Origin of the sequence: Halpernia sp., assembly GCF_048269545.1 — a bacterium.
Lineage (GTDB): Bacteria > Bacteroidota > Bacteroidia > Flavobacteriales > Weeksellaceae > Halpernia.
The window spans coordinates 86,673-111,856 of sequence record NZ_JBLXIJ010000001.1; the positions used below are offsets into that span (position 1 = coordinate 86,673).

The following is a 25,184-nucleotide window of genomic DNA, read 5'->3' on the forward strand; positions in this document are numbered from 1 at the left end:
AAATATAAAATATTAGTTCTAAAGCGTCAATTTAAATTAATTAAAATGGTGCATTTGGTTGTGTAAAACTTCTGTCTTTATATTTCACGGCATCTTTCAAGATATCGGCTTTTATACCAATGAAAAAATCGTAAACTTTATATTGTCCAAAAGGAACCCAATTAAAATTAATAGTAAAACTTCTTTGGTCTCTAGAAAAACCAATTCTTGTGTAAGCTAATTGCTTAGAAACTACGTCATAATTTGTACTTCCGGTAATATTCCAGTATGGTGTTAATTTGATGCTTCCATCTAAACCAATGGATGCCACTTTTTGACCAAACTTGGTTAAATTTCTTGTGTAAGCGTAATTGGCATTAATATTTAAAGTCCAAGGTTGATCAAAATGAGCATAATTTTGCTCATCAAAATAATAATTCTCGTTTCGTATTTCACCTTTTGTTTTATATAATTTTGCGTAGTCTTTCTTTTTACCAAAAATCTCAGAACTTAGAGGATAACTTAATTGAATATTAAAACCTTGCAAACTAAAATGCCCGAAATTTTCTGTTCTAATTCCTTCATCCTTTCCTGGTTCAAAAAGAATTTCGTAAGGCTCTAAAGTCAAACTGGTATTCAGATTTAATTTATTATTAAAGAAAGAAGATTGTCCACTGATACTAAAAACCGACCATTTATATTTTTCGGCGGCAAAATTATAATTACCAGAAATATTTAAATTTTCAAAAATTTTCACTTTTTTCGTTCCTGTAGAATCTGTTTTAGATTTTACTTTCATTTCAATATTATTTCCAATACTAAAACCCACCGATTCTACTAAACCAGAATTGGGAGCTCCAATAATACCGCCATCAAAAATAGAATACGGCGTTAATTCTCCACGATTATTATAATAATTTTTATAATATCCATATTTCGGCTCACTAAAATCTGGGGAATAACTAAAACTTAAACTTGGCGTAATTACATGTCTAATGGCTTGAATTGTACTTCCTTTTGCGAAATTTTTCTGTCCATACAAAGTGGTTTGCAAACTTGCTCCTGCAGAAAAACTAGAATATCCCGCAATTTTTCTGTTCAAATTGTTTTCTACCAAATTAGTAATTGGGTTATAATATTTTGTTAAAGTTTTGGTTGTTAAAGCGTTATCAATATTTGCAGAAAGGGAAAAAGTAAAATACTTTGCTACAGTTGTATTGGTTGCAAGTTGTATGTTATTTTTAATTCCTGTTTGCAATTTATCAAACATAGCTTTTGTAAATAATTCACTTTGCGGTGCAGAAACATAATTGTTAATATTCAAACCGGTATTTACAGTAATATTTTCTAATAAACCTTGTCTAACTCCAGTTTTAGATTTTAATAAATAAAATTGATTGATTGCAACATTCATTTGTGGCAAACGAATATCCGTTAAACCGGTAGAAAAATTTTGTGAATAAGATGCGGTTCCTGTAATTGTAATCGGAAGTTTTAGAAAACGTTTTACTATACTTATTGTAGAATTTTGCTGTGTATTTAAAACATTTTGATTAAAAATATAATTATTATTTACAGTATTATTATAAAATTTCGTACTTACAATATCTACAGATGCAGAAAAAGTAAGCATCGGATTGGCTTTTGTATCTTGTTGATGTCGCCAAGAAATTCTATAAGTTCCAGATTTTGAATAATCATCTAAACCTTTTATCCCACGAATTGTTGTTCCAATATCCGCAGAAAAATTTCCAGAATAGCGGTAGTTTTTCTTATAATTAAGTTCAGGTTTAAAATTATAACTGCCTTTTGTATATAAATCTGCAAGGATTTTTAAATCAAAATGATCACCTATTGGTAAATAATAACCGAGACCATTTAAGAAAAATCCTACATCTTGTCTTTCTCCAAAACTTGGAATTAAAATTCCCGCAGATCTTTTGTCGGAAAACGGAAGAATTGCAAAAGGTAAAATTAATGGCGTGGGAACTTGTTCTATATAAAGCTGAATGGGTCCTGTAATTACTTGTGAACTTTGTTTGCCTTTAATTAATTTAATATTTGGAGCGAGCAAATAATAATCTGCGGCGGTGTCTTTTTTCTTAATAAAATAGTCGTCTGTGGTATATTTTCCTTGTCTCATAAAGAAAATAGAATCATTGTATTTCTTGGTTTTTTGAGCGACAATTACGCCTTCACTTTCTTCTGTTCTTGCATTAAAAGCAATGGCTTGTTTGGTTTTTAAGTTATAAGAAAATTGGTCTGTTTCATATTTTTTCCCAGCTTGTGTTGTTATAACAGGAGTTTTTATTTTACCTAAAGAATCTAATTCTCCGCGCGCAAAAACAAGTCCTTTTTTCCAATCGATGCTTATGTAATCTGCATCTATTTGTAAATTTTGATATTTTACTTGCGCTTTCCGATTAAGATAGGTCATTTTTTTGGGCAAATCATTTCTGATATTTTCTGCTTTAGATTGCACAATATCTTCTAGCTGTTCTTTCACAACTAAAGTATCCTTTACTTTTAAAGTATCAGTAATTACCTTTTTTTGTGACAGATTTTTCGGCGCGGTTTGTGCTAAAAAATTGTTAAAAATTAGGATAATTAAAAATAGTAGTATATTTTTGAAGACAGTTTTGTGCAAAAGATGGAAATTGTTAGTTGGGCTCAAAATTAATATAAATTTTAAAATTGAAAGATGATTATAACAAGATTTAACATTCACAAATGTTTTTTTCTTATTTCTCTCCTATTATTTACGTTTACTTCGGCTCAGAAAAAATTTGTTTTAGTCCTAGATGCGGGTCATGGCGGCTCAGATTATGGAGCCAACAGAAAATATTCTGATATTGGACAAGTTAACGAGAAAGATGTAACATTAGGAATTACTTTAAAATTAGGCAAACTTTTAGAAAAAAATAAGGATATAAAAGTAATTTTTACTAGAACTGTAGATGAATATCCTTCTTTAACGGCGAGAACTAATTTAGCAAACCGTAATAAAGCCGATCTTTTTGTTTCGATACATTGTAATGCAAATGATAGAAGCGCTCCTTATGGGACTGAAACTTTCGTACAAGGACCGAACCAAAACAAAACAAATTTAGAAGTAGCAAAAGAAGAAAACGATGTGATTTTCTTAAACGCAGAAGACAAAAAAACTTTTTCATCTTATAATCCTAAATCTCCAGAATCTCTTATTGCACTAAAAATTCAACAAAGTAAATATTTGGAAGCCAGTCAACTTGTGGGAAGTTTTGTAGAAGATAATTTCGCAAATAAAAATAAAAGATTATCTCGCGGCGTAAAACAAAAAGATTTGCATGTTTTACGGTTGAATGCAATGCCTTCAATTTTAGTGGAAACTGGATTTATCAGTAATTATGATGAAGCGCATTATTTAGTTTCAGATGAAGGACAAAATGAAGTTGCAAAATCCATTTATGACGCCATTGTAAGTTATAAAAACCTAAGAGGAAATGTTTCTCCAAAAGTGCCCGAAGAACCAAAGAAACCCGCGGAAGTACCTTCCAAAAACGATTTTAGAATTCTTTTAATGAGTACACCTATAAAATATGAAGAAGGAGATCCCGCTCTAAAAGGTTTAAATTACATTCTTACCATAAAAGAAAATGGTCTGTATAAATATTATTATAGTAATACAAACATGGCATCAATTCGTGATAACAATCTAAAAACAGCGAAAGATGCAGGTTTTAGAAATGCATTTTCTGTTGGTTTTATTCCCAATCAAACTTTAGGAACTGGTTATTTTCAAATAGAATTATTAGTTTCGAAAGATAAGTTGAGTCGTGATTCCTACATTTTATCAAACTTAAAAGATGTGGAACGCAATAAAGAAAAAGGTCTATTTTATTACACTTATGGCAAAGAAAATTCTTTAGAAAAAGCCGTAGAACTCCAAAAAGATTTAGAAAAAAAAGGTATAAAAAATACCGTTATAGAAAAAGTCTTTAAATAATTAACATAAAGTTTTTTTAAATGTTTTAATTTTCTTAATTTTGCACGCAGAAAATTTTGGCCTATTCGTCTAGTGGTAAGGACTCAAGATTTTCGGTCTTGCAACAGGGGTTCGATTCCTCTATAGGCTACAAATAAGAAATAAATCCGCATTGGTAAATTTTTTTATTTTTTTGAAAAAAGATTTTGAAAATAGAAAAAATTATATATCTTTGCACCCAAGTTTTTAGAAAATATGGCAAATCATAAATCAGCTCTGAAAAGAATCAGACAATCAGAAGTAAGAAGATTAAGCAATAGATACTACTACAAATCTGCAAGATCTGCGGTAAAAGTATTGCGTAATGAAGAAGATAAAACAGCGGCAACTGAGCAATTGCCAAAAGTAATCGCTTTATTGGATAAATTAGCTAAGAAAAACATTATCCACAAAAACAAAGCAGCAAATTTAAAAAGTAAATTAACTAAATTCGTTAACGGTTTAGCTTAAAATAAATGGACGCGGCCCGTTCGTCTATCGGTTAGGACCTCAGGTTTTCATCCTGGAAAGAGGGGTTCGACTCCCCTACGGGCTACTAAAAACCTTCAAGAAATTGAAGGTTTTTTTTGTTTTATTATTTGATATTTTATTAATTTCAATAAACTAAATATTCAATAAACTAAATATTCAATAAAAAATAAATTATTCTTTAATATATTTGTTAAAATTAAAAAATGAAAATTCTAATATTAAACGGACCCAATCTTAATCTTTTAGGAATGCGTGAACCAGAAATTTATGGCGATGTTTCTATGGAAAGTTATTTAGAAAATTTGAAAAAAGAATTTTTAAATGAAGAAATAAATTATTATCAATCCAATGTAGAAGGTGAAATTATCAATCGTTTGCAAAAAGATGACTATGAATCCATTATTATTAATCCGGGCGCTTTCACGCATTATTCCTACGCAATTTCCGACTGTTTAAAAAATATTATCAAACCGAAAATAGAAGTTCATATTAGCAACATTTATCAACGTGAAGAATTTCGGCAAAAATCTGTTACTGCAGCTGTAAGCAATGGAATTATTTCTGGTTTTGGTTTGGAAGGTTATCGTTTGGCAATTTTAAGTTTATTGAAAAAATAATTCTATTTTGGAAATTTCCTTTTAAAATCCTCAATTCTAAAATCTGTTTCTGCGTTACCTTTTTCAATTTTTTCTTTTGAATAAAGTCTAAAATCATTCTCTGTTTTTTCTAATAGATAATCATAGGGACCAATTGAAGAAATTAATTTTATCAAAACGGGAGAAATTTCCAATGTGATAAACAAGCCCATAATAAAAGCAGCAGCTGTGGCAATAATTGCAGAATTTTTCCCCAGTTCATCTAATGCTTGTAAACGTGCCGCAAAACCATTGTATTTGTCCTCGAATTTTTCGGTTTTTCCGCGCTCTTTTTCAATATTTGTATAAACTTTTGAAATTTCTTTGTCTAAATAAGTCAATCTGGGCGCAGATAGTTTTTGAAAATTTTCTAAATCTTTGAGGCGTTGTTCTTTTAATTGTGCTTTTCGCTTGGCGTTGCTTCCAAATCCAACTTTCCCAGAAGTGAGTCCGCTTTGTTTTCCTAATATTTCTTTTTCTAGTTCAACTGATGCGGAATCATAAGATTTTTGATAGCTTGCTATTTTATCAGAAATTTGTTTTTTTTCGGTTTCAAAAGGACCAGATTGTTGTAAAATTCTGCCGTTTATTTCCTTTTGAAGTTCTGTTTTATTTCGTTGAATTATAGTGTTTAATTGTTTGTTAACTTCTTTTTCAAAGATTTTTAATTCTAATGGTTTAGAAATAATTATCCCCAAAAATCCAGCTAAAAGCAAACGAGGAATGGTCATTAAAATTTGGTTCCACCAAGTTCCTGTTTTCTTTATGGAAGAGACTATATAGCGATCAAGATTAAAAATCATAAGACCCCAAAGAATTCCAAAACCAACTGCGGCAAAATAATTATCAAAAACAGTAAACAAAGCGTAGCCCGCAGAAAGTGATGCAAAAACTGCGGTAAACAATACAATTCCACCTATACCAGAAAATTTATTCCATTCACTTGGTGTTTTTCTTAAAATATGAATATTTCCTCCTGAACAAACCATTAATGCTTTTTGGAACCAATTCATTTTATGTGATAGGTTATTTTTAATCATTTTAGTTTCAAATTTTTAATGTCAATTTTAATTAATAAGTATTTAATAACGCAACAATGTTACAAATAGTATTAGGTAAAACAATGTATTTATTTCAAATTTAAATCAAAAAAAATCCCCAACCGAAACGATTGAGGAAATAAATTTTAAAAATTATTTTATAATTGTGGACCAGCGGAAATTAAAGCTTTTCCTTCCTCATTATCACAATATTGCTCAAAGTTTTTAATATATCTTGCCGCTAAATCTTTAGCTTTAGTTTCCCATTGTTGTGCATTTTCATACGTAAAGCGCGGATCTAAAATTCCTTCGGAAACATTCGGTAAAGAAGTTGGGAATTCTAAATTCATTACTGGAATGATTTGTGTTTCAGCTTTATCAATGCTTCCATCTAAAATTGCATCAATAATGGCACGAGTATCTTTTAGAGAAATTCTTTTCCCAGTTCCGTTCCAACCTGTATTTACTAAATAAGCTTTTGCATTATGTTCTTTCATTTTACCAATTAATGTTTTAGAATACATTGTTGGATGTAAAGACAAAAATGCTTCTCCAAAAGCGGGAGAAAAGGAAGGGGTTGGTTCTGTAATTCCGCGTTCTGTTCCTGCTAATTTTGAAGTGTAACCGCATAAGAAGTGATATTGCGCTTGTTCATCTGTAAGAATTGAAACAGGAGGTAAAACGCCAAATGCATCAGCTGACAAATAAATTATTTTTTTTGCATGTCCTGCTTTTGAAGGCAAAACAATTTTATTAATATTATAAATTGGATAAGCAACTCTTGTATTTTCTGTAATAGAATTATCTTTAAAATCTACTTTCCCATTTTCATCAGTTACCACGTTTTCTAATAAAGAATCTCTTTTGATAGCGCGCCAAATATCTGGTTCTTTTTCTTCTGATAAATCAATAACTTTTGCGTAACAACCCCCTTCAAAATTAAAAACGCCTTTATCATCCCATCCGTGTTCATCATCACCAATTAAATATCTTTTTGGATCTGCAGAAAGTGTGGTTTTTCCAGTTCCAGAAAGTCCAAAAAATACAGCAACATCCCCTTCTTCACCAACATTTGCAGAACAGTGCATGGAAGCAATTCCTCTTAATGGCAAATAATAATTCATCATAGAAAACATTCCTTTTTTCATTTCTCCGCCATACCAAGTTCCACCAATAATCTGCATTTTTTCAGTTAAATTAAACATGATAAAATTTTCAGAATGCAAACCTTGTTTTTCCCAATTTGGATTGGTTGTTTTAGAACCGTTCATAACGATAAAATCTGGTTCACCAAAATTTTCTAATTCATAAATAGAAGGTCGAATAAACATATTTGTCACAAAATGAGCTTGCCACGCAACTTCCATTAAAAATCTAACTTTCAATCTTGTGTCTGGATTTGTCCCACAAAATGCATCCACGACGTATAATTTTTTAGAAGAAGATAATTGTTGAACAACTAATTTTTTACATTCGTCAAAAACTTCTGCCGTTGTTGGGACGTTTACTTTTCCATCCCAATAAATGGTATCTTTAGAAATATCATCTTTCACTACAAAACGATCTTTCGGAGAACGACCAGTAAAAACCCCTGTTTTCACAGCTATAGCGCCACTTTCAGTAACCACTCCTTTTTCAAATCCTTGATTTTTTTCCGAAATTTCATCTTGAAATAATTCTTCGTAACTCGGATTATAGGAGATTTCATGTTCGCTTGTGATGCCTAATTTCTGCAAAGCAGAACTAAGATGTGAATTTTTCATTGCGTATTTTTGTTTAAGATTTTAAATTTACGAATTTCACAAATCTAAATAAATTTTGAAGATAAATCTGTAATTTACTAACTGATATTTCTCATTTTGAGAAAATAATAGTTTAAAATGTTTTTACAATTTCCTTCCAATCAAAGACTGTGAAATAATTTTTATTTGCAAAATAATTTTTATAATTGGGAAATTTTCTACTAAGCACAAAATCTCCGCCCCATGCTCCAAGACTTTTTATAAAAACAGGACAATCAGAAAAATGTAAATTTTTCACAGTTTTTAAACCTAAAAAATGACTTACTCCTATTTCGTGTTTTTCTATAAATGTTGAAAATTCCTCTATGTCTGAAGATTTTATAATATATTCTGTAAGTTCCGAAAAATAATTAATTAAACTTTGAGACCTTTCTTTTGATTTATAAAGTTCAATTCCTTCGCGACTATTTTGTTTTTGATTGAGATGAATTAAAACTAACTCATCTAAAAATGGGGGATTAAAATTTATCGTTTCAACATTGTTTTTACCATCTGAATTTTGAAATAAAATAGCATGATTCTGTGCAGCAATTGCAATGTCATAACCACTTCCACCAAGACTTTTTTCATTTAAAACAAAAGGATTAATTTCTGCCCATTTCGCTAAATTATTCATCAAAGTAGAACTGCTTCCTAAGCCAAAATTAGAAGGAAACTGTAAATTGGTTTTAAAATAGTAAGAACTATCTGTACTAAATTTGTCAGGATTTAATTCACGAATATTTTTAAAAACATTTAAAATAAACACCGCAGAATCTGGGATATTACCTTCTAAAATTTGCCAGTTTTTATAATCAATTTTAATATTTAGCCACTCTTTATTTTCATGAAAAGCATTCCAAATAATTAAATTTTTTGAGTCTGAAATTTCACTTACTTCCATTTTCTGCCCCAAAAATGTAGGAACGGCAAAAGCCAAAGCGCCGTCCAAAACAAAATATTCTGAAGTAATTAATAATTTGCCGGGTGAAAAATAAGTCTGTGAAATCACGAAAATTGATTTAAAATAAAAGCCACATAAAGTGGCTCTAAAATTCTTTCTAAATTGCAGAAGAAGTTTCTACGGAAGGATCTATTTTTTTAATTAATCCTTGTAAAGTTTTTCCTGGACCGACTTCTACAAATCTGTGTGCTCCATCTTTAATCATATTCTGAATCGTTTGAGTCCATTTTACGGGACCGGTTAATTGTGCGATCAGATTTTGTTTTATTTCTTCCGCATCAGTAACTGCAGTAGTTGTTATATTTTGATAAACTGGCAAAGTTCCTTTTCTAAATTGAGTATTATCAATTGCTTCTGCTAATTTTTTTCTTGCGGGTTCCATTAAAGGTGAATGAAAAGCGCCATTTACAGGCAATAAAAGTGCTCGTTTTGCGCCTGCAGTTTTCATTGCTTCACATGCTTTTTGTACTGCTTCAGTTTCACCAGATATTACCAATTGACCGGGACAATTATAATTCGCAGGAACTACAATTCCCTCAATTTCATTACAAATTTTTTCAACAGTTTCATCTGGCAAACCTAAAATTGCCGCCATTGAACTTGGATTTGCGTCGCATGCTTCTTGCATTGCTTTTGCGCGCGCCGAAACCAATTTTAAACCGTCTTCAAAAGATAAAACTCCATTTGCAACTAAAGCGGAAAATTCTCCTAAAGAATGACCTGCAACCATTCCTGCACCTAAAGTATAGGTTGCTTTTACAGCTGCCACAGAATGAATAAAAATGGCAGGTTGCGTTACTTGTGTTTTCTGCAAATCTTCAGATGTACCATCAAACATAATGGAAAGAATATCAAATCCTAAAATACCATTAGCTGAATCCATCAAATCTTTTATGTCTTTACGAGCTTCGTACAAATCTTTTCCCATTCCAACATATTGTGAACCTTGCCCAGGAAATACAAGTGCTTTCATATAATTATTTAAATATTCTAATAAAAATTTTTGGTTTTAAGGTATCAATCTTACGACTCTATAACCCGTATTTTGATAAGCTCCATTTGGTTTGGTTCTTACAAACTCAAATTTTGTAGCTAATTGTGTTTGTACTTTATCAATTTGTTTAAAAATCTCGCCTTTTTTATTCTCTCTACTTAAAATGTCATTCATCACATCAAAACCAATTACAGAATATTTGGAAGGTGATTTACAATATTTTTGTTTATAATCTTCTAAAATTTCTTTTTCAAAAGTTCCATCGGTATCAATTTTTCTATCCATTAAATAAACCAAATTCACTTGGCTTAATTCATCAATGTTTTTTTCAAAAGCGGCATTATAATACATACTAAAGGCTTTATTACCAGAAACTTCTTTGGAAATTTCTATCATTTTACTGGCAAATTTTGCTCCTTCATTTTCGTCATTACTGGCTAAAATTGCGATAATAGGAGCAGATTGTCCCGTCATCATATTTTTTTCTGCAACAATATCTGAAGAAGAATTTACAATTACAATGTTAGAAGTTTTTAAGTTTTTCTCTAAATTAGTTTTAATATAATTGGATTGCGTTTTATCCGAATCTGAAACGATATAAATTTTTTGATCAGAATAAACATCTTTCACTTCTTTTATGATTCTATCGGCGTAAATATTATCCTTGGTTTCAATAATAATTAAATTTCCGTAATCATATAAATCTTCTGAATTTGCGAAAGGCGCAACCACCGGAATATTTTGTTTTTTTACAAAATTTAAAACTTCTAAAACACTTGATTTAAAAAATGGACCAATTATTAAATCCGTATTATCTGGATTAATTTGCGTTAAACTATTTTTAAAAGATTTTTCGTTTCCCGCATCAATTATTTTAATATCAAGTTTTTGTCCAGATTTCACATTTCTTTCAATAGCTAATTTTGCACCTGTAAGAAAATCAAGAGAAAGATTTCTGTATTTTGTGTCATTGGTATCAAAACCAAAAGGCAACATTAAAACTACATTTAAAGCATCACCAGATTTCTTTTCATAACCTCGTTGTAATTTTTTAATTTTTAAAACCATCCCTGCTTTTAAACCTTCTGATAGAGATGGATTTAAAGATATTAATTGATCTAAAGAAATTCCAAATTTATTTAAAATACCAAAAACCGTATCGTGACTTTGAACCGTATAAGTTACATAATCATCTGTATTTGAAGGATTTGAAGAGGAAATCTGAACGTTATTCGTAGCTTTTTCTTCATCAACTTTTACTGTTTTTATTTCTTTATTTGTGTCCGTTTTTGGAGAATCTTTTTCAATTCCCTTTATAATAATTTGTTCTCCGGGTTGCAAACCTTTTTGTTCTAAACCTGGGTTTAAAGCAAATAATTCTTTTTGAGTAAGATTAAATTTTTTGGAAATCTTGTAATAATTGTCCTTACTTTCTATTGTATAAACATCTTTGGAATTAAATAAAGGTGTTGTTACAACGTTTTCTGGAGTTTCAGTTTTAGCAATCGGTTGGTTTCCACCAAATTTTGAAATCAAATTAGAAGGAATAATCACTTCATCACCAATTTTCATATGATTATCTAAATCTGGATTTAGCGCGCGCAATTCTGCTTCTGTAATGTGATATTGCTTCGTAATTCCGTAAATAGTTTGCTTTGGTTGCAGAACAATTTTACCCAAAGTTTTACTGGAAGAAACTTTTTCTTTTTCTATGTTTTTGTTGGTAGAATTATCGATTTTTAAAACCTCTCCCAAAGCAAGAGTTCCTTTCGCTTGTGGATTAAGTTTATAAAGTTGGTCTAAAGAAATGCCGTATTTCTTAGAAATATTATAAGGATTATCTCCTTTTACAACCACGTGAGTTCTTTGTGCAAAAGCACTGAAACCTAAAAAAAGTCCAGATAAAAAGAGGATTTTCTTAATCATTGAATAGTCTTAATATTTTACAAAAATAAGTCTTTAAAATTAAACCTGCAGAATAATTAATTCTGAATTTTCCACATTCATTTCAGCATAAGATTTCTCAATAAATTCTTTTCCTAACTCACTATAAAACACGCTAAAATTAAATACTCTTTCTTGCCAAGTTTTTCCGGGATGAATATCTAAAAATAAATTTTCCATCCGATTTAAAAGCTCCGAATTTTTTATTTTTTCAGCTCGTAATAATCTCTTTTTCATTTTGTTAAAAGATTTTAATTGGCGTGTTTCTTCGGCTTCCACTAAATTATAAAAAGTGACATCGGTTTTTTCTGCTTCTTCTTTCAAAGTTTGAAATTGTTTCTTTAATGTTTCTTCTGAATTTTTAATTTCATCTAAAATTTCATTCTTATTTAGCAGTTTTTCTTGCACTAACAAATCAAAATTATTAAAATAATCTGTGATATCTAAGTCTAATTTTTCCAATTTTGAAAAGACTTTTTCTGGAAGCCAAAGCATGGAATTTCTTGGAATAAGAATTGGAAAAGCCAAATCTATTTTTTTAAATAATTCCTTTAGTTCTAACCAATACATCACTTCTGCATTTCCACCAATATAAGCAATATTTGGTAAAATATATTCTTGATAAACCGGACGCAAAACCGCATTTGGACTAAATTTTTCTGGATAATTTTCTAGTTCTGATAAAATCTCTTCTTTCGTGAATTTTAAATCTGTATCTACAATATTAAAATTCTCACCATCAAATTCAATTCGATTTCGTGTTTCTGTGAGATAAAAAAGATTGATTTCTCGTGGATTCACTTGAACTTTTCCATACAAATCAGTTAATTTTTGAACTGTATTTTTAGTGGAATTATATAAAGTTTGTTCTAAAAGTTCTGCTGAAAATATAGATTTCATTTCAGATTTAAGCAAATGATCATCGCCATCAATCATAATTAAACCATATTTTGAAAACAATTGATTAACAAAATATCTTGTTGCAGTAGTTAAAGTTTCTCCCTTTTTATAAGCTTTCTTTAAAAGTAAAATCAATTCAGTTCCAAAAATATCATCTTTAAATTCTTCTTCAAAAGCTGAAATAAAAGCCAAATCTTCAATTTCTATTTTTCCTACAACGCCGCCGGATTTTCCTTTAATTTCAAAATAATTATGTTTGGTTTTAAAGTGATTAATTTCTTCAAAATCATGGTCTTCTGTCGCCATCCAAAATACAGGAACAAAATTATTTTTAGTGAAATTTTGTTTTAAAAACGCCGCAGTTTTAATGGTTTGTAAAATTTTGTAAACAAAAAAAACAGGACCGGAAAAAAGATTAAGTTGATGACCTGTGGTTACTGTGAACGTATTTTCTTCTTTTAAAAGAGTGAGATTTGTCTTTTGTAAATCAGTCAAATTCAAATTACCTAACTGATTTTCTAATACAGTACAAAGATTTTTTCTATTCTCGGCAGAAAAATTTTTAGCTTTATTTTCAATTTTTATTTTAAAATTCTCTAAACTAAAAACATCTTCTTTAAATTTCGGAAATTTCTCATTCAAGAAATCTTTGATGAGCTGCGGAATTGAAGTGATTTCAGTAAAAGATAAACTTAATTTTCTTTTCAAAATAAAATAATTTTAACGAAATAAAAATGAGAAGCGATAATTTTCAAATTTACAAAATGAAAAACAAAATTCGTGCGAAAATTAATTAAACAAATACCACACAATGCCAATATTTACACGGAAATCGTAAAGTGGATAATTTGGTGCGGTAAAAGATTTATTTTGAGAAAATGTAGTTGTAAAATGTTCGGCTTCTAAAAAGAGGATTAATCTTTTAACTTTTAAATTAAAGTAAGCGTCTGCAATTGGTTGTCCGCCGATGGAATAAGAATTTGCATTTGGTAAAATAAATTCATTAAGCAAAGGAAAATATTCTCTTGATGCAAATTTTGAAAAGTAATAAACTTTTAAACCGGTTTGAATTTCAGCAGCATCTTTAAAGGCTTTTGTTTGATAATAAAAATTTATTCTTCCGATAAAATTCGGCATTGGTAAAAGTGCACTATTTGTTAAAGCACTTTGAAATAAAACTTTCCCGTTGAGATGAAATTTGTAATAATCTAAAGTTGCTTCGCCGCCAATTTGAGAAATATTTAATGAAGAAGCACTTTGTTGTGGCTGTGCAAATTCATCTAAATAAGTATAATTATCAATTCGGAAATAATTTGCGAAAAGTTCGGTTTTAAACCATTTCAAATTAATTTTTCCTCCAATTTCGGTTACATTTTCATTTTTTACATCTTGTAAATAATAATTAAACTTTCGATAGGGAGAAGTATTTTCCAGCAAATTAAAAGAAGGAGAAGCGGATTGAAAGTTTATTTTAGCATCTACATTATAACCTTTAATTGGTTCAAAATTAAGTAAGTTTTCGGAACGTAAATAAGTACCGAAAGCACTTCCTTGAGAAAATTCAAAGAAAGATTTCAGATTGATTTTATTTAATAATTTTATTTGCAGATTTCCAACTGCACCAATTCTATTTTCTGAAATTTCAGTAGGAATGGTGTACAAGTTTGAAATAACACCTGGAGTTGCACCCGTTTTTATAATTTGATATCGAACTCCTGCATCAAATTTAAATTTTTCTTTATCAAAAACCAAGCTTAAAGTATTGCTGAAATTATTAGAATATTTTTTAGTTGTGACGGGAAAATTTGGAATTAATTCATTTACCGAAGAATAATAGTAAGGTTCCAACTTACCATCTAAATAATATTTATTTCTTTGATTATAAATTGTGTGGCGAATTTTAAATGGATATTTATCTACATTAAATGGTGCAAATTCTTGACTAAAATAATATCTTCTATAAGCAAAACGAGAATTTGTATTTGTAAGATTGGTTTGGAAATTTTGTCGATTATTAAATCTACTATCTCCTTGTAAAAATAAATTTACATCTGTAATTCCACCATTTTCTTCGTTGTAAACATTTTGATGAAGATAATGTGCGAAAAATTGATAGCGTTTGTTTTTGGAAAGATAATGACCGGAAAATAATGTGTTATTGCTACTTGCTAAATTATTTTGATAATTTCCCAAGGAACGCAATCCAAAATATTCTATAGCAAAATTAAAACGCGAACCGATATTTTGGGTGTAAGTAGAATTTAAAACAGCGCCATTATTCACCGCATTATGATAAATAAATGCAGCTGTAGGCGTTTTCACATCATAATATTTCACATCTTCTATGGGTAAAATATTAAAAGATTTATTTTCAGGTAAAAGTGATAAGTTTTTTTCTGGATTTACGCTATAAACCAAATTTTGAAAACCTTCTCCAACATTAGAAAATTGAATTTTTCCAAAATTATCTTGATTGTTGTATTGAGAAAAAATAAAAGTTTTGTTAGGTGAAAGAACGGTATCAAAAATTTTCTTTTCAGAAAATTGTGTTTGGAATTGATAATCGTAAATAGTGGGTTTAAATATTTTCAAAGAATCTTTTACGCCAGAATCTACTACTAAAGTATCCGAAGACTTTACTTGATTAGAATCAGTTTTATTTATAATCTGTGCTTTTAAAGAAAAACAAAAAAATAAACTTAGAAAAAGATATTTCATTCAAAAAAATTGTGCTACAAATGTAAAGAATTGAAAGGGAATAAAAAATATCAAAATTTTAAATACTAAAAAAATCCGTCTCGAATAAATTCGGGACGGATTTTTATTAAAAATTAATTTAAAGTCTTGGTTAAATTCCTTCAAAAATGTCTTGACCATCTCCGAAAGATCCAGCGCTTACAAAGTAGTTCATATACAAAGTAAGTACTCGTGTACAAGGATTAAAACTTGATACTAAAGTTGCATCAGATGGTTTTCTTACAGACACATTACCGTAAGCAGCATAAGAAAAACCACAACTTTGAGTTGGAATCGTCACTACAAATGTATTTGGATCATAATTTAATACAAGATCATTAGGAAAATAATCTTTTACTATTAACTGATTTTGAGCATTTGGAGCTGCCACAATAGAAACCACAGAACCAGGATTAAAGAAGAATGATTCTGTATTTGTAAAGTCACCTAAAAATGTAGCAACTGGACAAGTAAGAGAAACATTAATTGCAAAGTTTTGATTAAAACCAGCATTTTTTAAACTGTTTGAAGTTAGTTTAAACGCAACAGTTTTTCCACTTTGCGTAGCACCTCCTTCTAAAAATTTAATTGGAAAAACACCAGTTGCAGTTCCAGCTTTTAGTGTCACAGTTTTATTAGGAATAGTAAAATCTACTCCTTCCTTAGCTGTAGAATTTGCAGCATCTACAACTAATGTCACATCACTGTCAGTTTCTACTTGCTTGGCAACACCAAATGGGATTTTATAATCAGTAGATCCTGTTCCTGAAAAAACAAAAACATCTGCTGAACTTTGAGGAGCGCTGAAAAGCAATAATGAATCTCCATCGTAAGCCAGTGCGTCATTATCTGTACATGAATTTATGGATAAAGTCAATAAGAGAATTGCGAGTATTGAAAATATTTTTTTCATTTTATTATTTTTTAAAATTAATATCCAGGATTTTGCTGAATTGTTGGGTTACCAGCAATTTCAGAAAGTGGAATAGGTAGCGTATACTTATAACTTCCATTTGCTAAATTTACAACTGGTATTGTTGAAACATCATCAGTAGAGTTTCTATCCATTGTCACTCCCGCTTTTACAGCTAATCTTTTTAAATCAATGTATCGATGTCCTTCAAACGCTAATTCTTTACGTCTTTCTTTTAAAATATCAGCGTAAGCTTGCGTAGGAGTTGCATAAACTGGTGTTAATAATGCACCACCTACATAATCTCTTGCAACTCTAACTTCCTTAATGTAATTTGCTGCATTAGTTAGACTAGTTGGAACTTCACACTCAGCTAAAATAAATTTCATTTCAGATAATCTAAATACTTTCAAATCATTTCGAGTTGCTGCACTTGTTATACCCGGATACTTATCAATGATTAATTTATCAGAATTTATAGGAGCTGGATCCGTTGCATAAGTTGGACTAATAATTGAAGATGGATCTACAAATGCATATCGTCTAATATCTCCATTTACATTTATTGCATTAAATAAATTTCTACCCATAAACCATAGTGGTGCTCCAGAGGTATTTGAAGTATTAGTATTATAAATTGTACCAATACTTGCTCCATTTCCTGTTGCAAGTCTATTTAATGAAAATATAATTTCACCTCTTGCAGAATCATTCCACAGATTTCGGTATGGATTGAAAGATGATGCAACTGCATAGAATTGAGAATTCCATGTAGCAGAAGGTGTTGGAAACGAAAATGGACCTGAAGGTGCATTTGATATAGGTGTTGCATTCGTAAGCGATAAACCTGAGTTTGCAACGACATCTAGGGCATAAGTTTTTGCCAAAGGCAAATTACCTCTATATAAATTAAATCTCGCAGAAACAGCATTCACAAAACCTTTCCCCACATAATAGCGTGCAGAGGTAGAATTGTCATAAGTTAAAATACCTCTTGCATAGTCTAAATCCGCATTAATAACATCATAAACTTGTGCATTTGTACTTCTTGGAAGTTTCACATCTGTTTCAGGAATACCATCTACAATTATTACACCTAATGCATTGGGATCTTCCATATTCGGTGAATAATAGGTTTCTAAATCTAAATAGGCAAAAGCTCTAACCGCTCTCGCTTGTGCCAAAATATTATTATACTGAGCAACTTGCGATGGTTGTGGTGTAATAAGCTTTGCACCTTCTAATAAACGATTTACATTATTAATAACATTGTATTTACTTATCCAAATAGCGGAAGCAAAACCATTAGATGGGTCAAGAAATAAACGATGGGAATCAAAATTTTGTCCACCACTCCCATCACCAGGTTTTACTTCATCAGTAAAAACGGAGGAAAATAGGATTTCGTTACTTAAATCTAGACTCGCATAAACAGACCCTACCAAAAATGAATTTAAATTGGATACATCTGTAAAAATAGCTTTATCGTCAATTTGACCAGGTTGATCTATATTTATTGCGTCATTACAACTATTCAACATTGTAATTTGTGACATAGCAGCTAAAACTATAGCTATATTAATTATTTTTTTCATATTTTTTTTTTAAAAATCTACATTTACTCCTAATGAAATTACTTTTGTATTTGGATACACATTTAATGAGTATGTAGTAACTGGTTCAGCATCAAAACCTTTCCAGTGAGACCATGTGTATAAATTTTCACCTTGAACAAAAATTCTTAAAGCCTTAATAGGCATATTTTTTAAAATGGATTTTGGTAAGCTATATCCAACCTCTATATTCTTCAATTTTATAAAATCTGATTTAAATAGAAATCTGTCTGAAGATCCTTCTTTCCCTGCATTTGTAGCGGAAACGGATGGAATATTCGAATTTGAATTAGTTGGTGTCCACGCATTTAATAAATCCGCTGAAACATTTAAATTAGCTGCGGCATAAGAAGGATCCATTAACCAAGAGTATAAGTTATCCCAGATATAACCACCTTGTTGCCATGAGAACAAAACATTTAAATAAAATCCTTTGTAATCAGCATTTGCTCCAAATCCACCTGTATATTTTGGTCTTGGCGATTTACCAGTTAAAACTCTATCTGATGCTACTGGGTTTTCAGTTACATTACCATTAATATCTCGAAATAATTGATTTCCATTTGCTGCATTAACCCCCAAATAGTTATAAAGTTGAAACTGATTGATTGGTCCTCCAACTGCATCTACAACATCATTAGTTAAATCTTGAGTGTCTAAATCTAAAATTGTGTTTTTATTATAAGCAGCATTAGCAAATAACGAAATTCTTAGATTTTCGTTTCTAACCATATTATATTTTAAAGATGCTTCAACACCTTTATTTTCTAACCTTCCATTATTACCTGTTATATTATATTGCCCAGTAATACCAGATATTGCAATACCATTAAAAAGATCTGTGGTTAATTTTCTGTAATAATCAAAAGTTCCTTCTAGTTTACCATCATAATTAAAGTCTAAACCTATATTATATTGTCTAACCTTTTCCCATTTCAGTGAATTATTTCCTACATTAGTTAAGGCGAATCCTGGTAAATTTTGATAACCTGAAGTACTATTATACTGATCTAAATAAATTAGTGGATTAAGCACTAATGGATTTGTATTATTTCCTGGTTGTCCTAAATTTTGATTACCAGTTGTTCCTAAGGATGCGCGAAGTTTTAATAAATTAAATTTTGAGCCGCTCATGAAATCTTCTTTATTAATATTCCATCTTCCAGCAAAAGACCAAAAGTTTTCCCACTTATTGGCTGGAGACAATCTGTAAGAACCATCTCTTCTTCCAACGGCGCTAAAACCATATTTATCTTTATAATCGTAATCAAGTGTGCCAAAAAACGCCAAAGTACCAGCAATTACTTTTCCTGCAGAAACCGATGGTCTATATATATTTGGAGTTGCTGCATTAAATGGCACATATCCCGTACCTGCACCAAACGCCCAATTTAATGGATTTAAACCATTTTGAGTTTGAATATTACGTTCCCAATTTACCTTTAAATAGTCTAAATATACTGCAGCGGAAAAAGTATGATTACCAATTACCTTGTCATATTTTACATTAGTTACAGAATTTATTGTAGCATCATCTGTTTTATCAAAAGTTTCAAAACCACCATATTGTGCTCCTTGACTATTTGCAACAACCAGAGATAAGTAGCCATTTGCAGATCTAGCAAAAGTTCTTTGATATTGGTGAAAGTCGATTCCAGTTCTGTTACCTATTGTGAAATCATCAGTTATTTTGTAAGAACCATTGACATTAGCTGAAATGCTTGTTTCAGTAAATAAGTTTTTCACCCCACCATTGATAATATCTTTTAAAATTAAAGGTCTGAAATCTGTTGTATTAGCACCAATTGCATTAAATAATTCTTGACCATTTGCATAATTACCAGGTGCCAAATATCCAGGTGATAGAACTGTACCAAATAATGGATTCTGAATCACATTTGCGTTAATCCCGCCATTAGTTTCATCATCTAATTGATGTCTTTTAGAATATCCAATTCCTACCAAGGCAGAAATAAGGAATCTTCCATCTTTTGATTTCGCATTTAGATTATTTCTTAAAGTAAATCTCTTGAAGTCTGTTGCTTTTACGATTCCGTCACTTTCTAAATATCCTAGTGATGTAAAATTATTTACATTTTCTCCACCTGCACTAATACTTAAATTGTGTTGTTTAGATACTCCTGTTTGGAGAAATTCATTATTCCAATCTGTATTAATCAGATTGCTGTCAATTTGACTTTGTGACAAAGTAGAACCATAACCTGCACCATATAGTTTTTGAATGGTCAAAAGTTGTGTACCGTTTGCTAAATTATATTTTGTTTTTGGATATTCAGAAAAAGAAGTTAAAGCATTATAAGAAACTTTTAAAGCTGAATTATATCTTCCATTTTTAGTTGTAATAACAACTACTCCATTCGCTCCTCTATTTCCGTAAATCGCTGTTGCTTGAGCATCCTTCAAAATACTAAAGGTATCAATATCAAAAGTATTTATATTTCGAAATTGTGAAGAGGACGTAATTAATCCATCTACAACATACAGAGGATCTGTTGATCCATTTAAACTGCTTAATCCTCGTATTACAACATCAAATTTACCTGATCCTGGAGAACCTGAAAAGGAATTAACCGAAATCCCAGGCGCTGTTCCTTGAATGGAATTAAGCACAGATACATTCGGTCTATTCTCGAGCACTTCGGAACTAACAGTAACTGAAGATGTTGTAGACTTAGCTTTTGTTGAAGTTTTACTATATCCCAAAACCACAACCTCCTCAATTTTCTTTTCTGAGGTAATTGTGTCTTTTTTAGACTTTTGCGCCACAACCAATGATCCTGTAAAGAACACCGCTGCCATACTTACTACACGTAATTTTAAATTCATATTAAGATTATTTTAATATTAAAAAGCAAAGATGTTAAATAATTTTAACATACACAAATTTTATATTATTTTTTTTAAATCTTAAAAACCATAATGAAATAGATATTTAAATAGATATTTTATTATCAAAACAAAAAAAATCCCACACAGAGTGTAGGATTTTTTTTTCTAAATATTATTTATTTATAATTTATTTTAAGGTTTTCTTAACAGAGATTTCTTCATAAACTTCAAGGATATCTCCAACTTCAATATCGTTGTATCCTTTAATATTAAGTCCACATTCATAACCTTTGGTTACTTCTTTTACATCATCTTTAAAGCGTTTTAAACTTTCTAGTTTGCCATCGAACTTCACAATACCGTCTCTTAATAATCTCACACTTGAGCTTCTGTTAACTTTTCCAGTTAATACCATACAACCTGCAATAGTTCCAACTTTCGTGATTTTAAAGGTTTCTCTAATTTCAACATTACCAATTACTTGTTCTTTTATTTCAGGAGAAAGCATTCCTTCCATCGCTTCTTTAACCTCATCTATTGCATCATAAATTACAGAGTAAGTTCGGATTTCTATTTCTTCTCTATCTGCTAATTCTTTTGTATTTGCACCAGCTCTTACATTAAAGCCAATTACAATTGCGTCTGAAGCAGCAGCTAAAAGAACATCACTTTCTGTAATTTGTCCTACAGCTTTATGCAAAATATTAACTTGAATTTCTTCCGTAGATAATCTTTCTAACATATCTGAAAGTGCTTCTACAGAACCATCCACATCACCTTTTAAGATAATGTTTAATTCTTTAAACTCGCCTAAAGCAATTCTACGACCGATTTCATCTAAAGTTAAGTGCTTTTTAGTTCTAATAGATTGCTCTCTTTGCAACTGATCTCTTTTATTAGCAATTGTTTTCGCTTCTTTTTCGTCTTCAAAAACCCGGAATTTATCTCCCGCAGTTGGCGCGCCGTCTAAACCTAAAATTGTAACAGGAATTGAAGGACCTGCAGATTTCATAGCATTCCCTCTTTCATCTAACATTGCTTTCACTTTACCATGATTGGTTCCAGCTAAAACATAATCTCCAACATTTAAAGTTCCAGCTTGTACAAGCATCGTTGCAATATAACCTCGACCTTTATCTAATGCCGCTTCAATAACAACACCTTGCGCTAACTTCTCTGGATTTGCTTTTAATTCTAGAATTTCTGCTTGTAGTAAAACTTTTTCTAAAAGTAAATCCATATTGGTTCCTACTTTTGCAGAAACTTCTTGAGACTGAACATTTCCACCCCATTCTTCTACTAAAACATTCATTGCTGAAAGTTGCTCTCTAACTTTATCTGGATTTGCTCCTGGTCTATCAATTTTATTTAAAGCAATAATCATAGGAACTCCAGCTGCTTGTGCGTGTGCAATTGCTTCTTTAGTTTGTGGCATAACATCATCATCTGCGGCAATTACAATAATTGCAATATCAGTAACTTGCGCACCACGAGCTCTCATCGCTGTAAAAGCTTCGTGACCAGGTGTATCTAAAAATGTAATTCTTTGTCCCGTTTCTAATTGAACATTATAAGCTCCAATATGCTGCGTAATTCCTCCAGATTCACCGGCTATTACATTTGTTTTACGAATATAATCTAATAAAGATGTTTTACCGTGATCAACGTGTCCCATTACAGTAACGATTGGTGCTCGACTTTGTAAATCTTCCGGCGCATCTATTTCTATTTCCGTGATAGATTCTTCCAAATCTGCATCAGAAAATTCTATTTTAAATCCAAATTCGTCTGCAACTAATAAAAGTGTATCTGCTTCTAAACGCTGATTCATTGTAACCATTACTCCTAAAGAGAAACACGCAGAAATAACTTCCATCGGACTTACTTCCATTAAACTTGCCAGTTCTCCTACAGAAATAAATTCCGTTACTTTTAAAGTTCTGTCTTTTGCGTCTAATTCGTGTTGTAGATCATCTTGTTCTCTTCGATAAACTCTTTTTTCCTTTCTATATTTAGATCCTTTAGATTTACCTTTTTTATTAGTTAATTTTTCTAAAGTTTCTTTAATTTGATTTTTAACTTGCTCTTCCGTAAGTTCAACCGGCATTGATGGGCTAGAACCTCTTCTAGAATTTCCAGGTCTTTGACCGGTTCCTCTGTTATTATTTGCTGCACCAGCTGGTCTGTTTTGTTGCGGTGGGCGATTCCCTCCTGTTGTTCCTGGAATTGTAGTTCCTGGAGTAGCTGGTTTTTCAATTCTTTTTCTTTTTTTCTTTTGTCCGCCTGCAGTTTTTGGTTTATTAAATTGGGATAAATCAACTGTTTGTTTAAGAATTTTTACACCGTCTAATTTTTTATACACCGTCTCAATTACTTGAGATTCTGGTTCTTCTTCATTTGTTGGTTCTACTGCCACAGGTTTGGTTTCGGGAGTAAGAACTTTTACCGGTTCTGGATTAACTTTTTCTTCTGCTTGTGATTTAGAAGTTTTATGATGTTCCTTTTTGGTATTTCTAGGTCGAGTTCCTTCAATCTGTGATAAATCTATTTTATCTAAAACTTTAAACTCTTGCTTCTCTGAATTTTTTTCTGCAACGTCTTCTACTTTAGCAGGTTCTTCTTTTACAACTTCCTGTTTTTTCTCTTCCACTTTTTCCGGCTGAACTTTTTGCTCTTCACGCACAGGTTTAGTAGAATTCAAATCTATTTTGCCTAAAATCTTTGTTTCAGGTCTTAGATTGGTTTTGGCTCTTATGACCTCAGGTGTTCTTTGCACTTCAATCTCCAATTTCTCTTCTGGAACTTTCGCAATAACCACCTCATGAGAAGCCTTTTTCTGTTCACCGTCTTTACGGAATTCAGCTTCTAATGCAGAAAATGCCTTTTCTTCTAATACAGTATTTGGATTACTTTCCAGCTCTATTCCTTGGCTTTGTAGAAATTCTACTGCTCTTGGGATAGAAATGTTAAGTTCCTTTACTGCTTTATTTAATCTTATTTTTGGCATATAAATTTGTTTGCTTCAATGTGCAACATTTGCACAAAACTTGTTTTTTTATTTAAATTAATATTGATAATAAAATTGAAATTTAAATATCCAATTCCGCTTTTAATATCTGTTTCACATCATCAATAGTTTCTTCTTCCAAATCTACTAATTTGGATAATACATCTGTATCTTTATCTAAAATACTACGAGCGGTAAGAAGTCCTGCTTTTTTAAATTCATCAATCACCCAATCTTCTATCTCATCTCTGAATTCATTTAAATCTACATCATCATCTTCCCGTTTTTCTCTGTAAACATCGATTTCATAACCACTTAACCAAGTTGCTAATCTGATATTTTGTCCTTGTTTACCAATTACTCTAGAAATTTCTTCTACAGGAGTATAAACTAAAGCGTATTTATTTTCTTCGTTGATTTCAATTTTATTAACTGTCACATTTCCCAAAGCTCTTTTTACCATTATTTCTGGATTTTTAGACCATTGGATAACGTCGATATTTTCATTTTTCAACTCACGAACTACACCGTGAATTCTTGAACCTTTTACTCCAACACAAGCTCCGACTGGATCTATTCTGTCGTCATAAGCATCTACTGCAATTTTTGCTTTTTCACCAGGAATTCTTACCACTTTTTTCAAAATAATAGTTCCGTCTTGTATTTCTGGAATTTCTAATTCTAATAATTTTTCTAAAAACTTTGGTGCCGTTCTCGAAAGAATAATTTGTGGTTTTGAACCGTGAAAATCTACACTTTCTACAATTGCGCGAATGCTTTCTCCTTTTTTAAAATAATCTGAAGGAATTTGATTTTCTTTTGGTAAAATAAATTCATTGCCGTCGTCATCTAATAAAATGACATGTTTATTTCTAATGTGGTGAACTTCACCTGTCACAATCTCGCCGATTTTATCATGAAATTCTTCATAAAGTGCAGCGTTATTGTATTCTTGTAATTTAGTTGTTAAGATTTGTTTTAAAGTTAAAACACTTCTTCTTCCCAATTGATTTACTAAAATTTCTTGGGTATATTCTTCACCAACTTCAAAACTATCATCAATTTTTTTAGCTTCAGAAATCTCGATTTCCAAATCATCATCTTCAGACATTTCGTCTTCCACAATCATTTTATTAAGAAAAATCTGAAAATCTCCTTTATCTGGATTTACAATCACATCAAAATGATCATCAGAATCATATCTTTTTCTAAGCAAAGTTTTTAAGGAATCTTCTATAATAGCCATTAAATCTATTTTACTGATTCCTTTTTCGTCTTTAAAATCTCCAAAGGATTCAATCAACGCTAAATTATCCATCTATTTTAATCTTTT

The 25,184-nt window shown here is 30.7% G+C and carries 16 protein-coding genes and 2 tRNA genes; 5 read left to right on the plus strand and 13 right to left on the minus strand.

Annotated elements, in window-relative coordinates; all coding sequences use genetic code 11:
• Window positions 1-40 precede the first annotated feature (40 nt).
• Window positions 41-2,653 carry a putative LPS assembly protein LptD gene (locus tag ACN0WB_RS00355; protein WP_417427707.1) on the minus strand — a complete coding sequence of 871 codons (2,613 nt, stop codon included), beginning with the start codon at window positions 2,651-2,653 and terminating at the stop codon, window positions 41-43.
• Window positions 2,654-2,680: 27 nt separating this feature from the next.
• Here ACN0WB_RS00355 and ACN0WB_RS00360 point away from each other — a divergent pair, with 27 nt between their 5' ends.
• The 5 genes from ACN0WB_RS00360 (at window position 2,681) to aroQ (ending at window position 5,091) form a co-directional block, all read left to right on the plus strand.
• Window positions 2,681-3,964, plus strand: coding sequence for an N-acetylmuramoyl-L-alanine amidase (locus ACN0WB_RS00360; protein ID WP_417427709.1), 1,284 nt, complete (start codon window positions 2,681-2,683; stop codon window positions 3,962-3,964).
• Between the two features lie 58 nt (window positions 3,965-4,022).
• A tRNA-Glu gene (locus tag ACN0WB_RS00365) sits at window positions 4,023-4,094 on the plus strand.
• 104 nt (window positions 4,095-4,198) lie between these two features.
• The gene (gene rpsT / locus ACN0WB_RS00370; protein ID WP_417427711.1) at window positions 4,199-4,453 is read left to right on the plus strand and encodes a 30S ribosomal protein S20; all 255 of its coding nucleotides are present in this window, start codon (window positions 4,199-4,201) and stop codon (window positions 4,451-4,453) included.
• A 13-nt stretch (window positions 4,454-4,466) separates the two neighbouring features.
• A tRNA-Glu gene (locus ACN0WB_RS00375) sits at window positions 4,467-4,538 on the plus strand.
• Between the two features lie 139 nt (window positions 4,539-4,677).
• Entirely contained in the window at window positions 4,678-5,091 is a 414-nt protein-coding gene (aroQ, locus tag ACN0WB_RS00380) for a type II 3-dehydroquinate dehydratase (RefSeq protein WP_417427712.1), read from the plus strand.
• A 2-nt stretch (window positions 5,092-5,093) separates the two neighbouring features.
• Here the strand turns inward: aroQ and ACN0WB_RS00385 are convergent, their stop codons facing one another.
• The 12 genes from ACN0WB_RS00385 to nusA all read right to left on the minus strand — a co-directional run bounded on the left by ACN0WB_RS00385 (window position 5,094) and on the right by nusA (window position 25,169).
• On the minus strand, window positions 5,094-6,122 hold the full coding sequence (locus tag ACN0WB_RS00385; RefSeq protein ID WP_417427714.1) for a DUF4407 domain-containing protein: 1,029 nt from the start codon (window positions 6,120-6,122) through the stop codon (window positions 5,094-5,096).
• A gap of 185 nt (window positions 6,123-6,307) precedes the next feature.
• On the minus strand, window positions 6,308-7,912 hold the full coding sequence (gene pckA / locus ACN0WB_RS00390) for a phosphoenolpyruvate carboxykinase (ATP) (protein ID WP_417427716.1): 1,605 nt from the start codon (window positions 7,910-7,912) through the stop codon (window positions 6,308-6,310).
• Window positions 7,913-8,024: 112 nt separating this feature from the next.
• The gene (locus tag ACN0WB_RS00395) at window positions 8,025-8,942 is read right to left on the minus strand and encodes a GYDIA family GHMP kinase (protein WP_417427718.1); all 918 of its coding nucleotides are present in this window, start codon (window positions 8,940-8,942) and stop codon (window positions 8,025-8,027) included.
• 49 nt (window positions 8,943-8,991) lie between these two features.
• On the minus strand, window positions 8,992-9,867 hold the full coding sequence (gene fabD, locus ACN0WB_RS00400; protein ID WP_417427720.1) for an ACP S-malonyltransferase: 876 nt from the start codon (window positions 9,865-9,867) through the stop codon (window positions 8,992-8,994).
• Window positions 9,868-9,903: 36 nt separating this feature from the next.
• Window positions 9,904-11,814, minus strand: a complete 1,911-nt coding sequence (locus tag ACN0WB_RS00405; protein WP_417427722.1) for a LysM peptidoglycan-binding domain-containing protein — start codon at window positions 11,812-11,814, stop codon at window positions 9,904-9,906.
• A gap of 39 nt (window positions 11,815-11,853) precedes the next feature.
• Entirely contained in the window at window positions 11,854-13,440 is a 1,587-nt protein-coding gene (bshC, locus tag ACN0WB_RS00410) for a bacillithiol biosynthesis cysteine-adding enzyme BshC (RefSeq protein WP_417427724.1), read from the minus strand.
• 81 nt (window positions 13,441-13,521) lie between these two features.
• Window positions 13,522-15,450 (minus strand): putative porin, encoded by a 1,929-nt coding sequence (locus ACN0WB_RS00415; protein ID WP_417427726.1) that lies wholly within the window; start codon window positions 15,448-15,450, stop codon window positions 13,522-13,524.
• A 130-nt stretch (window positions 15,451-15,580) separates the two neighbouring features.
• Complete coding sequence (locus ACN0WB_RS00420; protein WP_417427728.1) at window positions 15,581-16,345, minus strand: hypothetical protein; 765 nt, start codon at window positions 16,343-16,345, stop codon at window positions 15,581-15,583.
• A gap of 53 nt (window positions 16,346-16,398) precedes the next feature.
• Window positions 16,399-17,976, minus strand: coding sequence for a RagB/SusD family nutrient uptake outer membrane protein (locus ACN0WB_RS00425; protein WP_417427730.1), 1,578 nt, complete (start codon window positions 17,974-17,976; stop codon window positions 16,399-16,401).
• Window positions 17,977-17,985: 9 nt separating this feature from the next.
• Entirely contained in the window at window positions 17,986-20,841 is a 2,856-nt protein-coding gene (locus ACN0WB_RS00430) for a SusC/RagA family TonB-linked outer membrane protein (protein WP_417427732.1), read from the minus strand.
• A gap of 190 nt (window positions 20,842-21,031) precedes the next feature.
• On the minus strand, window positions 21,032-23,851 hold the full coding sequence (gene infB / locus ACN0WB_RS00435) for a translation initiation factor IF-2 (protein ID WP_417427734.1): 2,820 nt from the start codon (window positions 23,849-23,851) through the stop codon (window positions 21,032-21,034).
• A gap of 82 nt (window positions 23,852-23,933) precedes the next feature.
• On the minus strand, window positions 23,934-25,169 hold the full coding sequence (nusA, locus tag ACN0WB_RS00440; RefSeq protein ID WP_417427736.1) for a transcription termination factor NusA: 1,236 nt from the start codon (window positions 25,167-25,169) through the stop codon (window positions 23,934-23,936).
• Window positions 25,170-25,184: the final 15 nt, after the last annotated feature.